The 15,884-nt window shown below is 66.5% G+C and carries 13 protein-coding genes; 10 read left to right on the forward strand and 3 right to left on the reverse strand.

What is annotated here, in order from left to right; all coding sequences use genetic code 11:
• The first annotated feature begins 166 nt into the window (after window positions 1-166).
• The 7 genes from FDK12_RS02490 to FDK12_RS02520 all read left to right on the forward strand — a co-directional run bounded on the left by FDK12_RS02490 (window position 167) and on the right by FDK12_RS02520 (window position 8,436).
• A complete protein-coding gene (locus FDK12_RS02490; RefSeq protein ID WP_137368044.1) occupies window positions 167-1,972 on the forward strand; it encodes a hypothetical protein in 1,806 nt (601 codons plus the stop codon).
• Between the two features lie 54 nt (window positions 1,973-2,026).
• Window positions 2,027-2,989, forward strand: a complete 963-nt coding sequence (locus tag FDK12_RS02495) for a tetratricopeptide repeat protein (protein ID WP_137368045.1) — start codon at window positions 2,027-2,029, stop codon at window positions 2,987-2,989.
• Between the two features lie 76 nt (window positions 2,990-3,065).
• Window positions 3,066-4,178, forward strand: a complete 1,113-nt coding sequence (locus FDK12_RS02500) for an NADH:flavin oxidoreductase/NADH oxidase (protein WP_137368046.1) — start codon at window positions 3,066-3,068, stop codon at window positions 4,176-4,178.
• A 71-nt stretch (window positions 4,179-4,249) separates the two neighbouring features.
• The gene (locus tag FDK12_RS02505) at window positions 4,250-5,059 is read left to right on the forward strand and encodes an ABC transporter ATP-binding protein (protein ID WP_223263039.1); all 810 of its coding nucleotides are present in this window, start codon (window positions 4,250-4,252) and stop codon (window positions 5,057-5,059) included.
• Entirely contained in the window at window positions 5,041-6,606 is a 1,566-nt protein-coding gene (locus FDK12_RS02510) for a transporter (protein ID WP_137368047.1), read from the forward strand. The genes FDK12_RS02505 and FDK12_RS02510 overlap by 19 nt, the downstream gene beginning before the upstream one ends.
• A gap of 236 nt (window positions 6,607-6,842) precedes the next feature.
• Window positions 6,843-7,463, forward strand: a complete 621-nt coding sequence (locus FDK12_RS02515; RefSeq protein WP_137368048.1) for a DUF6318 family protein — start codon at window positions 6,843-6,845, stop codon at window positions 7,461-7,463.
• Window positions 7,464-7,944: 481 nt separating this feature from the next.
• Window positions 7,945-8,436: a PKD domain-containing protein gene (locus FDK12_RS02520; protein WP_137368049.1), complete on the forward strand. Its 492-nt coding sequence runs from the start codon at window positions 7,945-7,947 to the stop codon at window positions 8,434-8,436.
• A gap of 32 nt (window positions 8,437-8,468) precedes the next feature.
• Here FDK12_RS02520 and FDK12_RS02525 read toward each other — a convergent pair whose 3' ends face one another.
• The gene (locus FDK12_RS02525; RefSeq protein WP_137368050.1) at window positions 8,469-9,992 is read right to left on the reverse strand and encodes an HNH endonuclease signature motif containing protein; all 1,524 of its coding nucleotides are present in this window, start codon (window positions 9,990-9,992) and stop codon (window positions 8,469-8,471) included.
• Between FDK12_RS02525 and FDK12_RS02530 the strand changes: the two genes are divergently transcribed.
• The 3 genes from FDK12_RS02530 (at window position 9,922) to FDK12_RS02540 (ending at window position 13,848) form a co-directional block, all read left to right on the forward strand.
• A complete protein-coding gene (locus FDK12_RS02530; RefSeq protein WP_104118049.1) occupies window positions 9,922-10,221 on the forward strand; it encodes a DUF3039 domain-containing protein in 300 nt (99 codons plus the stop codon). The two genes, FDK12_RS02525 and FDK12_RS02530, sit on opposite strands and share 71 nt — an antisense overlap.
• A gap of 406 nt (window positions 10,222-10,627) precedes the next feature.
• Window positions 10,628-12,073, forward strand: a complete 1,446-nt coding sequence (locus tag FDK12_RS02535) for an MFS transporter (protein WP_189636238.1) — start codon at window positions 10,628-10,630, stop codon at window positions 12,071-12,073.
• Entirely contained in the window at window positions 12,070-13,848 is a 1,779-nt protein-coding gene (locus tag FDK12_RS02540) for a DEAD/DEAH box helicase (RefSeq protein ID WP_137368052.1), read from the forward strand. Before FDK12_RS02535 ends, FDK12_RS02540 begins: the two co-directional genes overlap by 4 nt.
• A 64-nt stretch (window positions 13,849-13,912) precedes the next feature.
• On the opposite strand, the gene FDK12_RS02545 is transcribed toward FDK12_RS02540, so the two are convergent.
• Together FDK12_RS02545 and FDK12_RS02550 are read right to left on the reverse strand one after the other, a co-directional pair.
• Window positions 13,913-14,536: an isochorismatase family protein gene (locus FDK12_RS02545; protein ID WP_137368053.1), complete on the reverse strand. Its 624-nt coding sequence runs from the start codon at window positions 14,534-14,536 to the stop codon at window positions 13,913-13,915.
• Entirely contained in the window at window positions 14,533-15,849 is a 1,317-nt protein-coding gene (locus FDK12_RS02550; RefSeq protein ID WP_137368283.1) for a nicotinate phosphoribosyltransferase, read from the reverse strand. Before FDK12_RS02550 ends, FDK12_RS02545 begins: the two co-directional genes overlap by 4 nt.
• Window positions 15,850-15,884 lie beyond the last annotated feature (35 nt).

Raw genomic sequence — 15,884 nt, forward strand, 5'->3', positions numbered from 1 at the left:
CCGGACGTGAGGCTGTGCACACCGCCCGTGCCGGACCGGCGAACTTCGTTACCATTGAGTGACTATTCCTGAGTCGGCACCGGTGCGGCATACGCTGCGCCGGGTCATCAGAGCGGAAGGGGCCACGCGGTCCGCCGTAACGGACAACGATAGGCAACCAGTGCGTGTGAAGACAGCAGTACCGATCATCGTCGCAGGCCTCCTGCTGATGCTCCTCGGCATCGGGCAGCGGACCATCTGGGCTCCGGCCGAGACGGTCACAGCGAGTGTGGCACAGGACGTCGAGTCCGCACCCGTCACGGTGATCGAGCCCGGTGCGCGTGGTGACGCGAGCGGACCCGTGGAGGTGACGGTGGAAGCCGATGGCCCCTTCACTTTCGCCGTCGGACGGTCGTCAGACGTCGAGGCCTGGGTCGGGGAGGCGGCGCACCTGAGCGTCACCGGTATCAGCGAGGACGCACTGTCCTCCCAGTACTCCGACGGCGAGGAGACCGTGCCCGATCCCAGCGGCAGCGACCTCTGGATCAGCGAGGAGCCGGGTGACGGAACCCTGACCTATCGCTGGAGCGAACCCGTCGAGGGCGACTGGTCGATCCTCCTCGCGGCCGACGGCGAGGCACCGGCGCCCACGCAGGTCTCCGTCACAAGCCCGAACGACCAATCCACCCCCTTCGCACTGCCACTCATCATCGGGGGCGCGCTCGTGGTCGTCCTCGGTATCGCGTTGCTCTTCATCGCTCCGCGCAGCCGGGGCGGTCGCAGCGGTGATGCTGCCGAGGGCACACGTTCGTACGCCCGTCGGCATGCCCGGACCGGTCCCTCGCAGGGATCGCCTTCGATCGCTGCTCCGGGCTCGATCCTGGTCGTCACCGGGCTCGTGGGCGCCGGATCGTTGCTGGGCATCGCGCCCGGGATGGCGACGACGACACCGTCACCGTCCGAGCCGGCCACCTCCACTACCACCTCCACTGCTACTTCGGCTGCCTCGCCGACGGCGTCGTCCACGTCCTCAGCCACGTCCTCACCCACCGCGTCGTCCAACCCGGCCGCCGAGGGAGCGCCCTCCGCGGGCAGTGCGTCCAGCGGTCCGCCGGTCGTCCTCGACAGTCAGCTCGAACGCATCCTGGCAGCGGTCGCATCGACCGTGTCGAACGCCGACGCTGCCTCCGACCCGAAGCGACTCGCCGCCCGCGCCGACGGTGCGGCTCTGGAGCTCCGTACCGGCGCCTACGCCGTGCGTGCCAAGGACGAACAGGCGACTGCCCCCGCCCCCGTCGCGGCCGAGCCCGTCCGCCTGAGCATGATCCCCACCGATACCGAGTGGCCGCGGACCATCGTCGCCCTCACCCAGGGTGACGACAACCCCGTACCACAGGCGCTCCTGCTCGTGCAGGAGTCCCCGCGCGAGAACTACAAGCTGACGTCCGCGGTGCAGATGCTGCCGGGCAGCACCTTCCCGTCACCAGCCGCTCCCGGCGCCAGCGGTCCGGTTCCGCTGGATGAGGCCGGCGCGCTCACTACTGCGCCCCAGGACGCGGTGGCGTCCATCGCCGACTTCCTCACGACGCCCGGCGGGACACACGCCGAGACATTCGAGAAGAACTCCTTCGCGGAGGCGATCACCGAGTTCCAGTCGAGCGTCGTCGCCGACCCGGGCAACCAGGCCGCCAACATCAGCTTCACGCACAAGGCCCAGCCGGACCGCACGCAGGCGCTGCTGACGGGCGACGGCGGGGCGATGGTCTTCGGGTACCTCACCCACACCTACTCCAGCATCCCGAAGGCCGAAGGCGACACCATCGACCTGAAGGGAACCGTCTACCAGTCCCTGACCGGTCAGGACACCAGCGAAAAGGGCATCGACGTCAACTACGGTGAGGCAGTGATGATGTACGTACCGCCCGCCGGAAGCGACGACAGGATACGGGTCATCGGCGCAGCCCAGCAGTTGCTGTCGGCCACGCTCCGCTGAAGCTGACGCCGACAGCAGTTCAGGTTCGACCAGCAGCCAGAGAAAGGCAGAGCATTGTCCACACCAGCACAGCGGGGCGGATTGCCGCCGTCGACCATGAACCTGCGGGGAGCAGTCGACCTGTCCGCCCTCAAGGCACGCGCCGACGCGGCGGCTCGCCCGGCGGCTCGACCGGCGGCGCAGGCAGCTGCGGCTCCCAGCCCTTACATCGTCGAGGTGACGGAGCAGACGTTCCCGCAGCTGGTACAGCTCTCGTCCCAGGTTCCCGTCGTCGTCAACCTCCGGGCACCGTGGAGCGACCAGTCGAACCAGGTGACGGCAGTGCTGGAAGCAGTGGTCGTCGAGGCGGACGGCCGCATGCTGCTCGCGAACGTGGACCTGCAGGCCCAGCCGCAGATAGCGCAGGCATTCCAGGCGCAGGGAGTTCCGACGGTCGTCGCCGTGGTGAAGGGCCAGCCGGTGCCTCTGTTCGAGGGCGTCCTCCCGGACGCACAGATCCGCGCGTACCTGGACGAACTCATGAAGGTCGCCGAAGCCAACGGTGTGACCGGAACCCTCAATGACGGCACACGGCCCGCCTCCGGAGCAGCGGAGGAACCGCCGCTGCCGCCGCTGCACCAGGAAGCGTTCGACGCGATCGAACGTGGGGACTATGCCGCCGCTGCAGCAGCCTATCGCCGGGCGCTCGCCGAGCAGCCCGCCGACGCCGACGCGAAGGCCGGGCTCGCGCAGGTCGAACTGATGCAGCGCGTCGAAGGCGTGGACGCCGCCGAGGTCCGGCAGCGGGGGGCCGATGAGCCCGAGGGCGTCGAGGCCCAACTCGCGGTTGCCGACCTCGACCTCGTGGGGGGCCATGTGGAGGACGCCTTCAACCGCATCATCGCGCTGGTAGGGCGCACCGCAGGTGAGGACAGGGAAACGGCGCGGAAGCGGTTGCTGGACCTGTTCGACGTCGTCGGCGTCGCCGATCCTCGAGTGACAAAGGCGCGCAGCGCGCTCGCCCGCGCCCTCTTCTGACCCCGGACCCGTCAGGTTCCGTTCACGGTCCGTTCCATTGTCAACGATGCTCCACGCAGACGATCCGAAGGATGTCATGACTTCCGCAGCTGCACGGACCGGCACCCCCGGCCTCTTCGACCCGATCACGCTCCGGTCGCTCGACCTGCCCCACCGCGGGTGGGTCGCGGCAATGTGCCAGTACTCCTGTGACCCGGCAACCGCCCCCGGCGTGCCGACGGACTGGCACCTCGTGCACCTCGGGCAGTTCGCCACGGGGGGAGCCGCGCTCATCATCACCGAAGCTGCGGCCGTGAGCCCTGAGGGGATGATCAGCCCGCGCGATGCCGGGATCTATACCCGGCAACAGGCCGACGCGTGGCGCAGGATCAACGATTTCATCCACGAGCACAGTGCGATCGGTACGAAAACCGCCGTGCAGCTGGCGCATGCCGGGCGCAAGGCATCGACCTACTGGCCCTTCAGCGGCAAGCACGACTCCGTCCCCGAGGCCGAGGGGGGCTGGCAGACCATCGGCCCTACCGATGAGGCCTTCGGCAGGTATGCGGCGCCCCGCGCGATGACGGACGAGGACATCGACGAGGTCATCCGCGATTTCGGAGCCGCAGCCGCCCTCGCCGTCGACGCAGGGTTCGACACCGTCGAGATCCATGCCGCGCACGGCTATCTGCTGCACCAGTTCCTGTCACCCCTGGTGAACACTCGGACGGATGCCTGGGGAGGCTCGGAGGACGCCAGGTTCCGCCTGACCCTCGAGGTCATCCGGGAAGTGCGGCGCGTCATCCCCGAGTCGATGCCACTCCTGCTGCGGATATCCGCCTCCGACTGGACCGAGGGAGGGATCGACGGCGAGGTGTCCGCTCGGCTCGCCAAGCGCGCGGCCGAGGAAGGTGTCGACTTCGTGGACGTGTCGTCCGGAGGTGCGGTTCCGGCAGCATCGATTCCGGTCGGCCCGGGCTATCAGGTCGCACTCGCCGAGGAGGTGCGGTCCTCCGGTGTTCCTACCGGTGCCGTCGGCCTGATCAGCGAGCCGCGCCAGGCGGATGAGGTGATCCGCGAGGAGCGGGCCGACGTCGTCCTGATTGCGCGTGCCGCGCTGCGCGATCCGCACTGGTGGATGCGGGCTGCGCACGAACTGGGTCATGACCTCGTTCCCGCGCCGCAGTACGAGCGCGCAGGAACCTTCTGACCGGGTGAGCCAGCGCCTTCTCCTCCTTTGGGATGACGAGGGCGGCCGGGGCGCGTTGTTAGCGTGGAATCATGAGTTCCCTCGTGCCACCACCGTCCGATGAGAACAATCCCCAGGCCAGGGCAGGGGCAGCAGCGCTGAGCGTTCGTGGTCTCGCCAAGCGCTTCGGAGAGAAGATCGCCGTGAACGGGGTGAGCCTCGAGGTGCCGCCCGGGTCCTTCTACGGACTCGTAGGACCGAACGGGGCCGGCAAGACGACCACTCTCTCCATGGCCACCGGGCTCCTGCGCCCTGACTACGGTCAAGTCTTCGTGCACGGAGTGGACGTCTGGGCGCAGCCCCTCGAAGCGAAGAAGCTCATGGGGATCCTGCCGGACGGCGTGCGCCTGTTCGACCGGCTGACGGGTGAGCAGCTCGTCACCTACGCGGGGCTGCTCCGCGGAATGGACCGCGACACGGTAGTCGAACGAACGGGCGACCTGCTGCGCGCCCTGGACCTCACGAACGACGCCGGCACGCTGGTGGTGGACTACTCCGCGGGCATGACGAAGAAGATCGCCCTCGCCTCGGCGCTCATTCACGCCCCCAAGCTGCTGGTGCTCGACGAGCCGTTCGAGTCCGTCGACCCTGTGTCTGCCGCGAACATCCGGGACATCCTCACGGGTTATGTGCGCTCCGGGGGATCGGTCATCGTATCGAGCCACGTCATGGATCTCGTGCAGCGGATGTGCGATCATGTCGCGGTGATCGCCGGAGGCGCCGTTCTCGCCGCAGGGACGATCGACGAGGTCCGCGGGGATGCGACGCTCGAGGATCGCTTCGTCGAGCTCGTCGGCGGTCGCAGCACGTCGGAAGGGTTGTCGTGGTTGCGGACCTCCTGAGGCTGAAGCTCGTCCTTCTACGGAACTCGTTCAAGCGCAGCACGGCGCAACTCGTCGGGGTCATCCTGGGCGCACTGTACGGTCTGGGCATCCTCGGCGCCGTCGTCGTCGGACTCGTACTCCTCGGCACCGCCGATATCGAGCTCATCCGGACCATCCTCGTGATCGGAGGATCGGCGACCGTGCTGGGCTGGATCATCATCCCGATCGCGGCCACGGGTATCGACATGACGCTCGATCCGGCCCGCTTCGTGACGTTTGCGATCCCGATGCGCCAGCTGCTCACCGGGTTGGTGCTGGGAGGGCTCGTGGGCGTCCCTGGCGTCGTGACACTCGTCGCGTCCCTGGCCCAGGTGCTGACCTGGATCCGCTACCCGGCGGCCGCGGCGACGGCGTTGGTGTGTGCGCTGGTCGCCGTCCTGCTGTGCGTGGTCGCGTCGAGACTCGTCACGACGGCGGTGTCCTCGATGACGGGCTCCCGCCGCTTCAAGGACGTGAACGGCATCGTCGCATTCATCCCGCTGATCTTCCTCGGCCCGATCATCGGGGGAGTGACAGCGGGGTTCCAGAATTCACCGGGCTTTGCCGCTTCCCTGGCGGACGTGCTCGCGTGGACACCACTGGGCGCGCTGTGGGCCGCTCCCGCAGACGTTGCCGCGGGCAATGCGGGGCTCGCTGTGGTGCGATTCCTGATCGGCGGCATGACGCTGGTGCTGTTCCTGGTGCTGTGGAGCCGCAGTCTCGGCCATGCCCTGGTCACCCCGCCTTACAACGCGGTGACCAAGCGGGGTGCGGGACATCTCGGGTGGTTCGGTCGCTTCCCGGCAACGCCCGCAGGCGCGGTGGGAGCCAGGGCACTGACGTACTGGCTCCGCGACCCGCGCTACTCCGCATCACTCGTCATCATCCCGTTCCTTGCGGTTCTCCTGTACTTCTCCGGTGGTGCTTCGGGTGGAGCCTTCATATTTCTCGGCCCTATCACTGCTTTCCTGCTGGCTTGGTCCATCTCTGCCGATATCTCGTACGACAACACGGCGTTCAGCCTGCACGTCTCGACAGGCGTGAGCGGTCGCGATGATCGGCTCGGACGCGCCGGTGCCCTGCTCGTCTTCGCGGTGCCGGTGGCACTGGTCTTCACGGTGCTGCCCCTACTCATCACCGGCCAGGCCGAGGACCTGCCGGTGATGCTCGGTTTGTCCACGGGTTTGTTGCTGACGGGTGCGGGCCTGTCGAGCATCGTGTCGGCGAGGTACACCTACAACGTGCCGCTTCCCGGCGAGAGTGCCTTCAAGACACCGCCGGGAACGAATTTTCTGATGTTCGCCGTGCAGTTCATCGGGTGGCTGGTCATGCTGCTGCTCGCCTTGCCGGAGATCATCCTGACCATCGTGTACTTCGTGACCGGCGATGCACTGTTCGGATGGCTGACCCTGCTGGTCGGTGTGGTGCTGGGAGTGATTTTCCTGGTGGTCGGTATTCGGGTGGGTGGTCGCTGGTATGACCGGAGGGCACCCGAATTGCTGCTTGCGGTGTCCGGGAACCGCTGACTGTTTCAGGATGTAGCCGTGAGCCGATTGAATTGGACGCACCATAGATCGCCCTCGTCGACCTGGCAAGAGCCGCACAGGTTGTAGGAGCTATACCCGCTAGCCCCTGTGTATAACCGCTCTACCGCTGGAAGCTGCGGGCTATGCTGGGGCCGTTCCGGGTGAGCAACTAGTTGTAATGGGGGAGTTGCGTGATTTCCGTGCGTGCGAATGGTGGGCGGAGTAGGGTACCAGCAATGGCGGCGGCTGCCGTCGTGATGATGCTGGTGACGGGATGCCAGGGTGATGCCGAACCCTCGGCCAGCGGAACGTCCAATTCACCGTCGCCGTCAGTGGGGTCCGCGACCGCGGAGGCGCCCGCTTCAGCCTCGTCGAGTCCCGAGCCGTCCCCTGCATCGTCGCTCGGCCCGGCGGCAAATCTGCCCGTTCCCGTGAAGCCGGCACTCGCCGACGAGAACTCCAAGGAGGGCCTGGAAGCTTTCACGAGGTACTGGTTGGAACTGTTCTCCTACGGATACGAGACAAACGACTGGACGAGATTCGATGAAATCACTGACCCCGGCTGTAGAACTTGCGTGAACCTGAGCGGCGAAGTGAAAAATCACTACTCAGAGAACGGATGGATTAGCGGGGGTGCACTCAGCCTTAACTCTCAGGATTCAAAATTTGTGACGAATACGTCTGGATCAATAAACTCGTTCGTCGATGTTGCCCAAGAAGAGTTGAGGTACTTCAGCCAAGAAGGTGATGAATTGAAGCACACTGATCCTACGCCGTCTTCTGTTGGTGTCACTATTGCGCTGTGGGAATTCGACCACTGGGTCATGCTGGATTTCGGCTCTCCAGAGGGGACCTGAAATAGTGTCTAACCCTATGCGAAACTTATTGTCGCTAGTTCTGATCGCGGCCTGTTCCTCACTGATCAACGTTTCGGCTGCAATTGCTGATAGTGCACCGTCGGCGGGTATCTCTGAGGGTGGGTGGGTGAACGCCGGTAACACGGTTAGGAATGTTGTTACCCCTGGTGGGAGCGCCGCCCCATCCGAGCCAGCGTCTACCGCTCCGATCCTGTTGCCTCGGGCCGACGACGGTATCGATTACATCTATGAGCGTGCCTGCACGGCCGGCGTGGGCAGTGATCTGGATCCTGCAACGTGCCCGACGATGAATGCGCAGTGTGACGCTCGCGAGGGCGGCGTGCTGGTCAACTGGATCGAGGTCAACAACAGCGCACAACCAGCGACAGAGACTCCGACAGGGCGATCGTCGTGCATGTATCCCGGTGAGCTTCCGGTGCCACCCGTTGAAGGCGCAGACGCACCCGAAGAGGCTCCGATCGTGATCACCCTCGAGGAGTTCCAGAAGCAGCCGGTGGTTGCGGCGACCATCGTGTCCCAGCCGCTGAACTTCGGCTTGAGGAACGCGCATTCGAACGTCTATGCGGAGGCGCAGGAACAGGAATTCACGTTCGAATTCCAGGACGCCACCATCGTCTTGAAAGCTCGACCCGTGTCCTACCAATGGAGCTATGGAGACGGCACGAGCGCGACGACCGCGACCCCTGGCGGCCCAGTGGAAGGTAATACCTTCGACACTCGAACCGCCACGAGTCACCAGTATGCCCAGACCGGCGAGTTCAACCTCACGCTGACCACGTTCTTTGCAGGCGACTATTCGGTCGACGGCGGACCCTTCCAGCCCGTCGCAGGTGAGGCCGCCGTCCAATCGCAGCCACACCTGATGAGTATCTGGCGCACGCGCGGACACAACGTGAGTGAGAACTGCATAGAGAATCCGACGGGCATCGGCTGCGAGGCCCCTATCCGTTGATCCAGACGGGCACTGCACCAGCCTGTGCTCGTCTACGCGAGGAGGGGGTCAACCGTGGAGCGATACGTCCTACCGGCGGGGGATATTGCGGTCAGTACACCAGGGCTCGGCTGCCGGTAGTGCCAGATGCCCTCGCTCTTCAGCATGTGATGCTTGCGGCAGAGATGTGCGAGGTTGTTGTGTGCTGTCGTCCCCTGCTGGGACCAGGGTCTCGTGTGGTCCAACTCGCACCTGGCTGCAGGAACGGCGCAGCCGGGATGTCGGCAGGTCCTGTCTCGCACGCGTAACCACTTCTTGAGATCGGCCGGCACAGCATAGGTGGTCCTGCCGACGCTGAGGACGGCACCGGATTCGGGGTGAGTGAGTAGCCTCGTGAAGGACGGCGCATGTGCAGCCAGGCGCCGGGCTACGTCTGCCGGTATAGGCCCGTACCCTTCGATGTCAGCGTATGCGTCGTCGACCCCCAGCAGCGTGAGAACCGGCACTGTCACGTTGATGTGGGCGCGAACCCTCGGGGCAGCGGAAGCGCGTGGACAATCAACCCACTCTGGTGTCGACGTGTTCTCGGCAGAACCGCCGTGAGGAAGGCCGTGGTTACACCCCGTGGGTCTCGTACCGATGAGGAGGAGATCCATCACTACATCGGTTCGCAGTTGCTGCAACGTGCGTGGGTCGCCGGGACCCTGGAGGGCGCGGGCAGCATCGGTCAGGCGCGTGTCGATACCGGCTGCGTCAGTGGCTGGGAGGTGGATGTGCAGCCACGCCATGGCGTCATCGGCCGGCTCGAAATCGACTCGTCGCCGGCTGCGCGCCGTTCGTGCGCGTTCATCGAGTGTCACAGGGTGAAGGGTGGTCCTCAGAGTCCGAGCTCTGTAGGACAACCGGGGGACAGTGGTCACTTCTGCTACTGGCAGCAGCGTCTTTTCGATGTTCACGGCGGTTCCCGGCGGGAGTCCGGCATATTCATGAAGCAGGGTGGTTGCGTGCGCCCAGGAGATCGAACCGGAACGCAAAGCCTCGAGAGTGTTCGGGTGGTGATTCACCAGGAGTGCGGAGTGTTGAACGAGTCGATGGGCTGATCTCTCCGTAATCCTCAGCAGACAAGCAAGCTCCGATGCAGTGGTTGTGTCAGCAATATTGGTGCGACGGCTCGTGCCGCCAGAACCTTGCATTGCACGGTCTTCGAAAAGCCGCCGTAATTCTTCAGTTGCGCCAGCAATCTCCGCCTCGATGCGGGCTTTATCAGCGCTCAGCGACACTATTCGATCGGAGATCCGATCGAACTGGGCCAATTGATTCGCCGCTTCCTGCATAAACCTATTGTCGCGTCCGCCACTGACATTCTTCGGGCGAATGAGGAACCTGCTGAATGACGCGCGACAATCGGTCGGGTCTACAGCGGCTTGTCCTGCAGCAGGGTGTACCCGTGTGAGGAGAGGGTACTCAGACCTCCTGTCCGTGTAGAGCGAGCGATAGACTGGACGCATGACTATGCCTGCAGATCCCTTTGCAAACGATCCCCTGGACGGTGGCACTGGCGGCTCCACCGCAACCATCGAACGCGAGGAAGTGCGCCAGGAGGTTGAGCCGGGGGACGCAGAACGCTTCGCCCACTATGTGCGCAAAGAGAAGATCATGGAGTCCGCTTTCACGGGCGAGCCAGTCATCGCTCTGTGCGGCAAGGTCTGGACTCCGGGCCGTGATCCGGAGAAGTTCCCGGTCTGCCCGGAATGCAAGGAGATCTACAACGGCTTGCGCCCAGGGGACGACAAGCCGAAGGGCTGACGCGCCTCAACCAGCACCGGGCGGCACGGGACCACCGGGCGGCACGGGCCAGCACCGGTCAGACCGCCAAGGAACGGCCAGCTCCGTTAGGGGAGCGCCGACTGGTCGATTGGCCCGGATGCCCGGCGACAGGGCCACGCGCGATGACCGAAGCGCTGACGAAGCGCCAACCGAGCGCTGGTTGCGCCGACGTCGACCCGGCGCTGGCGCGTCATCCGGAGCGTGTACTGGAGGTACAACGACCGCTTGTCTCTTGCAGTGGTTCTGGTCGACTTGGCTTCGCTCGCTCAAAGGCACCGCCGCGCGAAGAGCTCAGCCTCCCGCCGTCGTTCATGTGCCCGTCCGGATCACGCACCAGGCACGCCGCTCACGCAACCACAGGACCGACAACCAGAACAAAAGGCCCATGAGAAAGAATGCGAGCAAGCCCACCGGAGCCATGTCTCCGGAGTTGCGGCCCCTCACCATCGGCATCCTCGCGATCATCACGTGTGCGGCCTTCGAAGCGATGGCAGTCGTCACAGCTATGCCGTCGGTCGCCCGAGAGCTCTCCGGCGAATCGAGCTACGGCCTCGCGTTCTCGATGTACCTGACCGCGTCGTTGCTCGGCACCGTCGTCGCCGGTTCCTGGTGCGACCGCAAGGGTCCGAGGCCCGCGCTCGCCGTAGGAATGTCCCTCATGATCGTCGGGCTGTTGGCTGCGGGGGTGGCACCCGACTTCTGGCTCGTGACCGTCGGCCGCGCCGTCTCCGGGCTCGGCGGGGGCTTCATGATCGTTGCGGTGTACGTCGTGATCGGGCGCTCCTTCCCCCAGCAGGCGCAGCCCGTGGTGTTCGGCTGGCTGGCCGCGGCGTGGGTGGTGCCTGCGCTTGTCGGACCGGTGGTCGCCGGCTTCGTGACCGAGCACTTCGGCTGGCGATGGGTGTTCCTCGGGGTCGTGCCCGTCGTGGTGGCCGCCGTCCTGATCGTCTGGCCGAAAACACGAGAGCTCGGGCCGATCGACGCTGCGCACGAGTCTCCCGCCAAGGACCGGGTACTACGCGGACTCGCGCTCGCGGGTGGCGTCTTCGCGGCGCAATGGTCTGTCGTCCACCTCGCCGATACGGATAGCGCCACGCCGGGAGCGGTCCTGGGGCTGACGGGCATCGCAGCGGTCGGCGTCGTCGTCGCCCTGGTCGTCCTGCCCGCCCTCCTGCCCAAGGGCACCCTGGTGCTGGCTCGCGGACTGCCCAGCATCATCGCGACGCGCGGCATAGTGAACGTGGCATTCTTCGGCACCGAGGCCTTCATCCCGCTGATGCTCGTGAGCTCACGCGAAATCGATCCGGGAACCGCCGGGCTCACTCTAAGCGCCGGAGCGCTCGGCTGGAGCGCGGGATCCTTCGTGCAGGCTCGGGTCACGTTCGGACGTCAATGGCTCCTGGTCGCGGGATCGTCCGTCCTCTCGGCATCGCTCGCCGCGTTCGCCCTGGCGACAGCGGTGGAAGCCCCCCTCTGGGTGCTCGTGGTCGTCTGGGGACTGTCCGGGTTCGCGATGGGAATGACGCTCTCGAGCACCTCGGTCCTGGTACTGAAACTATCGGAGCGCAGCGAGCAGGGGCGCAATTCGGCGGCCCTTCAACTCTCCGACCAGCTCGGCGGAGTGGTTGGCACGGCAGGCGCGGGTGCGCTGTTCGCCCTCCTCCACGACGACGCGGATCCTGGACACGTACCGACCTTTGTTGCGATCTGGCTGGCTCTGTGGGTGTTCACGGCAGCAGGTATAGTTTCGGGTCTGAGAGGGGCCAGGTCATCAGCTGACGGCTCCGACCTCACCCCCAGCAAGTCAATGGAAGGTACTGTCCCGGCGTGAGTAATGACACCCTGTTCGGTGCCGGCGCAGCCCTGCCTCCCGCGTATCCGGAGCGTGCAGCGTGGGGGACCGCCCCCAAGCTGCGCCAGTGGCAGAGCGAAGCGCTGGAGAAGTATTTCCGGGAATCCCCGACCGACTTCCTCGCCGTGGCCACCCCCGGTGCGGGCAAGACGACCTTCGCCCTCCGGGTAGCGACAGAGCTCGTCGACCGTGGAGTCGTCAACCGGGTGACCATCGTCGCCCCTACGGACCACCTCAAACGGCAGTGGGCCGACGCTGCGGCTCGTGTCGGCCTTGCCATCGACCCGAACTTCAAGAACGCGGACGGCCGGCACGGTGGCGCCTTCATCGGCGTCGCCGTGACCTATGCCCAGGTGGCGAGCAAGCCCATGCTGCACAGGGCCAAGACCGAAGCCGCCCGCACCCTGGTCATCCTGGACGAGGTCCACCACGGCGGCGACGCTCTCTCCTGGGGTGACGGCATCCGCGAGGCGTTCGAGCCTGCTGCCCGCCGCCTCGCCCTCACCGGCACGCCGTTCCGATCGGACACAGCCGCGATCCCGTTCGTCGAGTACGTCGAGGACCGTGACGGCATCCGCCGCTCGCGAGCCGACTACACCTACGGCTACGGTCAGGCGCTCCGCGACCACGTGGTCCGCCCGGTCATGTTCATGGCCTACTCCGGCCAGATGCGCTGGCGGACCAGCGGCGGCGAGGAGATGGCAGCGTCGCTCGGCGAAGCCGCCGTCACCAAGGACATCACCGCGCAGGCCTGGCGGACCGCGCTGAACCCGGCCGGAGAATGGATCCCCGCGGTTCTCGCCGCCGCCGACAAGCGGCTCACGGAGGTGCGGCGCACCGTGCCCGACGCCGGTGGCCTCGTCATCGCGACGGACCACGACGACGCACGCGCCTATGCGGGCCAGCTCAAGCGCATCACGGGGGAGTCGCCGACCGTCATCCTGTCCGACGACGCGAAGGCCTCGTCGAAGATCGAGGAGTTCTCCGACGGGGACAAGCGCTGGATGGTCGCCGTGCGCATGGTGTCCGAAGGCGTCGACGTGCCGCGCCTCGCCGTCGGCGTCTACGCGACCTCGACTGCCACGCCGCTGTTCTTCGCGCAGGCCGTCGGCCGCTACGTCCGCGCACGACGGCGGGGGGAGACGGCGTCGATCTTCCTGCCATCGGTCCCGAACCTGATGGCACTCGCCAACCAGCTCGAAATGGAACGCGACCACGCTCTCGACCGGCCGGACAAGGACGACGAGGGGTTCGGCCTGGAGGACGGGCTCATGGAGGCCGCGAATCGGGAGGAGAAAGCCTCCGACTCCCTGACCAAGCAGAAGTTCGAGGCGCTCGAATCGCAGGCGTCGTTCGACCGCGTGCTGTTCGACGGCGGCGAATTCGGTACCGGTGGCGAGATGGGGAGCGAGGACGAGCTCGATTTCCTCGGTATTCCCGGACTGCTGGACGCCGACCAGGTGGGGCAGCTGTTGCGTCAGCGCCAGCAGGAGCAGCAGTCGCGCCGAAAGGCAAAGTCGCCGGCGGCGCCTGCCGCCGAGCCCCTCGTGGTGGACCACCGGCAGCTCACGGAACTGCGCGGGCAGCTCGCCAAGAATGTCTCCGCCTGGGCGGCCAGGACGGGAATGCCCCACGGCCAGGTCCACACCGAACTCCGGCGCCAGTGCGGCGGACCCGCGGTGGCGCAGGCCAACGAGGACCAGCTCCAGCGCCGGCTGCAGAAGCTGCAGGACTGGTTCATCGGGAAGAAGTAGCGGGAAGAAGTAGCGGGAACGAAGGCCGGGCTGGAACGACCAGCCCGGCCTTCGTGGTTCCGACCTAGCGCACCAGCTCGACGCCGGCCGACTCCAGTTCGTCGAGGGCGTCCTCGGAGCCGTCCGCGTGGACACCGCGCGTGAGTCCCGCCATCACGGTGACGGAGTAGCCCGCCTGCAGGGCGTCGAGGGCGGTCGCCCGCACGCAGTAGTCGGTCGCGAGGCCTGCGATCACGACGTCGTCGACCTCGTGGTCCCGGAGCCAGTCGTCGAGGGTCATGGGATCCTCGTCGTTGTCCACCGCTTCGCCTCCGAGCTTCTGCTCTCCCGTCGGTACCTCGTCATCGGGTGCCTTGACGCCCTCGAAGCCGGAGTAGGCCGCCTCGAACTGGCCCTTGCGGAAGACGGCGTCGATACTCTCGGTGTCAAGGTCGCGGTGGAAGTCGGCGCCCCTGGTGTCTGCGACGCAGTGGACGGGCCAGGAGTCGACGAAGTCGGGCTCGTCGGAGAAGTGGCTTCCCGGATCGATGTGCCAGTCCTGGGTGGCGACGATGTAGTCGTAGGAGCCGGCCTGCTCGTCGATGTGGTCGCTGATGTCCGCGGCGACCTGGGCACCGCCCTCGACGGCCAGGGACCCGCCCTCGCAGAAATCGTTCTGCACGTCCACGATGATCAGTGCGCGCGTCATGGTGCTGGCTCCTCGTACTCGGTGGGAATGACTGGTTCGCCCCGCTGCAGGCGCCGCACTGCCCCCGGCAGTTCGGCAAGGGACTCCTGGTGGCGTTGCGCGGCGCGGAGCACGCCCTCAGCACCGGTCCAGCCCGGCAGGACGACGCCGTCCCGAACGAACTGCTGGATGAGCGGGCGGTCGTTGCCGTCGTCGGCCGGGGTGAGGCCGATGCCGATGACCTCGGCCTGCGCGACCCCGTTCTCGTCGAGACGCCGCAGGGCGTGCTTGAGGCCGCCTACCGAAGCCTTGTTCTTGGCGGCCTTGGCAACCGAGACGAAGGTCCCGTCGTCATCCTGGCGGCTCACCAGCTTGTAGACCATGCCTGCGGTCGGTGCACCTGATCCCGTGACGAGCGAGGTGCCGACGCCGTAGGAGTCGACGGGAGCCGAAGCGAGGAGGCCGATGGCGAACTCGTCGAGGTCGGACGTCACCACGATCTTCGTGCTGTGGTTGCCGAGGTCATCGAGGAGTTCGCGTACCCAGCGCGCCTGGCCGACGAGATCACCGGAATCGAGGCGTACCGCGCCGAGCTCGGGTCCCGCCACCTCCACGGCCGTGCGGACGCCCTGTTCGACGTCGTAGGTGTCCACGAGGAGCGACGTTCCGCGACCGAGCGAGGCGACCTGCGCCTCGAAGGCGGCGCGTTCGGAGTCGTGCAGGAGAGTGAAGGAGTGGGCGGCCGTGCCGACGGTCGGCAGGCCGTACCGCCGACCCGCTTCGAGGTTCGACGTGCTGGCGAAACCACCGATGATCGCCGCGCGCGCTGCGGCGACCGCGGCCTCCTCGTGCGTGCGGCGCGAACCCATCTCGATGCAGGGCCGACCCGCCGCTGCGCCGGTCATGCGGGACGCGGCGGAGGCGATGGCGCTGTCGTGGTTGAGGACGGACAGGATGAGCGTTTCCAGGATGCACGCCTCGGCGAACGTCGACTCCACCGTCAGGATGGGTGAGTTCGGGAAGTAGGCCTCGCCCTCCGCGTACCCCGAGATCGAGCCGGTGAAGCGGAAGTCGGCGAGCCACGCGAGAGTCGTGTCGTCGACGATCCGGTGGTCGCTGAGGAACGCGAGCTGGGCGTCCTCGAACCGGAACGTGGCAAGCGCCTCGAGCAGTCGTCCCGTACCCGCGACGATCCCGTAGCGGCGGCCCGCGGGCAGTCGGCGAGCGAACGCCTCGAACACCGAGCGACGATGGGCGGCGCCCGAGTGCAGCGAGGCCTGGAGCATCGTCAACTCGTACTGGTCGGTGAACAGCGCACTGTTCGGTGCGTTGATGACGGGAGCCGCCGACGATGCGGCAGGCGGGTCTG

The sequence above is a fragment of the Arthrobacter sp. NamB2 genome (genome assembly GCF_005281365.1).
In the GTDB taxonomy this organism is placed as follows: Bacteria; Actinomycetota; Actinomycetes; order Actinomycetales; family Micrococcaceae; genus Arthrobacter_D.

Bases quoted from the DNA above. Each gene is read 5' to 3' on its own strand.
- FDK12_RS02515 (WP_137368048.1), top strand. From the start codon at position 6,843: ATGGCGGCGGCTGCCGTCGTGATGATGCTGGTGACGGGATGCCAGGGT.
- FDK12_RS02525 (WP_137368050.1), bottom strand. From the start codon at position 9,992: ATGGTTGCGGTGGAGCCGCCAGTGCCACCGTCCAGGGGATCGTTTGCA.
- FDK12_RS02545 (WP_137368053.1), bottom strand. From the start codon at position 14,536: ATGACGCGCGCACTGATCATCGTGGACGTGCAGAACGATTTCTGCGAG.
- FDK12_RS02535 (WP_189636238.1), top strand. From the start codon at position 10,628: ATGAGAAAGAATGCGAGCAAGCCCACCGGAGCCATGTCTCCGGAGTTG.
- FDK12_RS02505 (WP_223263039.1), top strand. From the start codon at position 4,250: ATGAGTTCCCTCGTGCCACCACCGTCCGATGAGAACAATCCCCAGGCC.
- FDK12_RS02530 (WP_104118049.1), top strand. From the start codon at position 9,922: ATGACTATGCCTGCAGATCCCTTTGCAAACGATCCCCTGGACGGTGGC.
- FDK12_RS02500 (WP_137368046.1), top strand. From the start codon at position 3,066: ATGACTTCCGCAGCTGCACGGACCGGCACCCCCGGCCTCTTCGACCCG.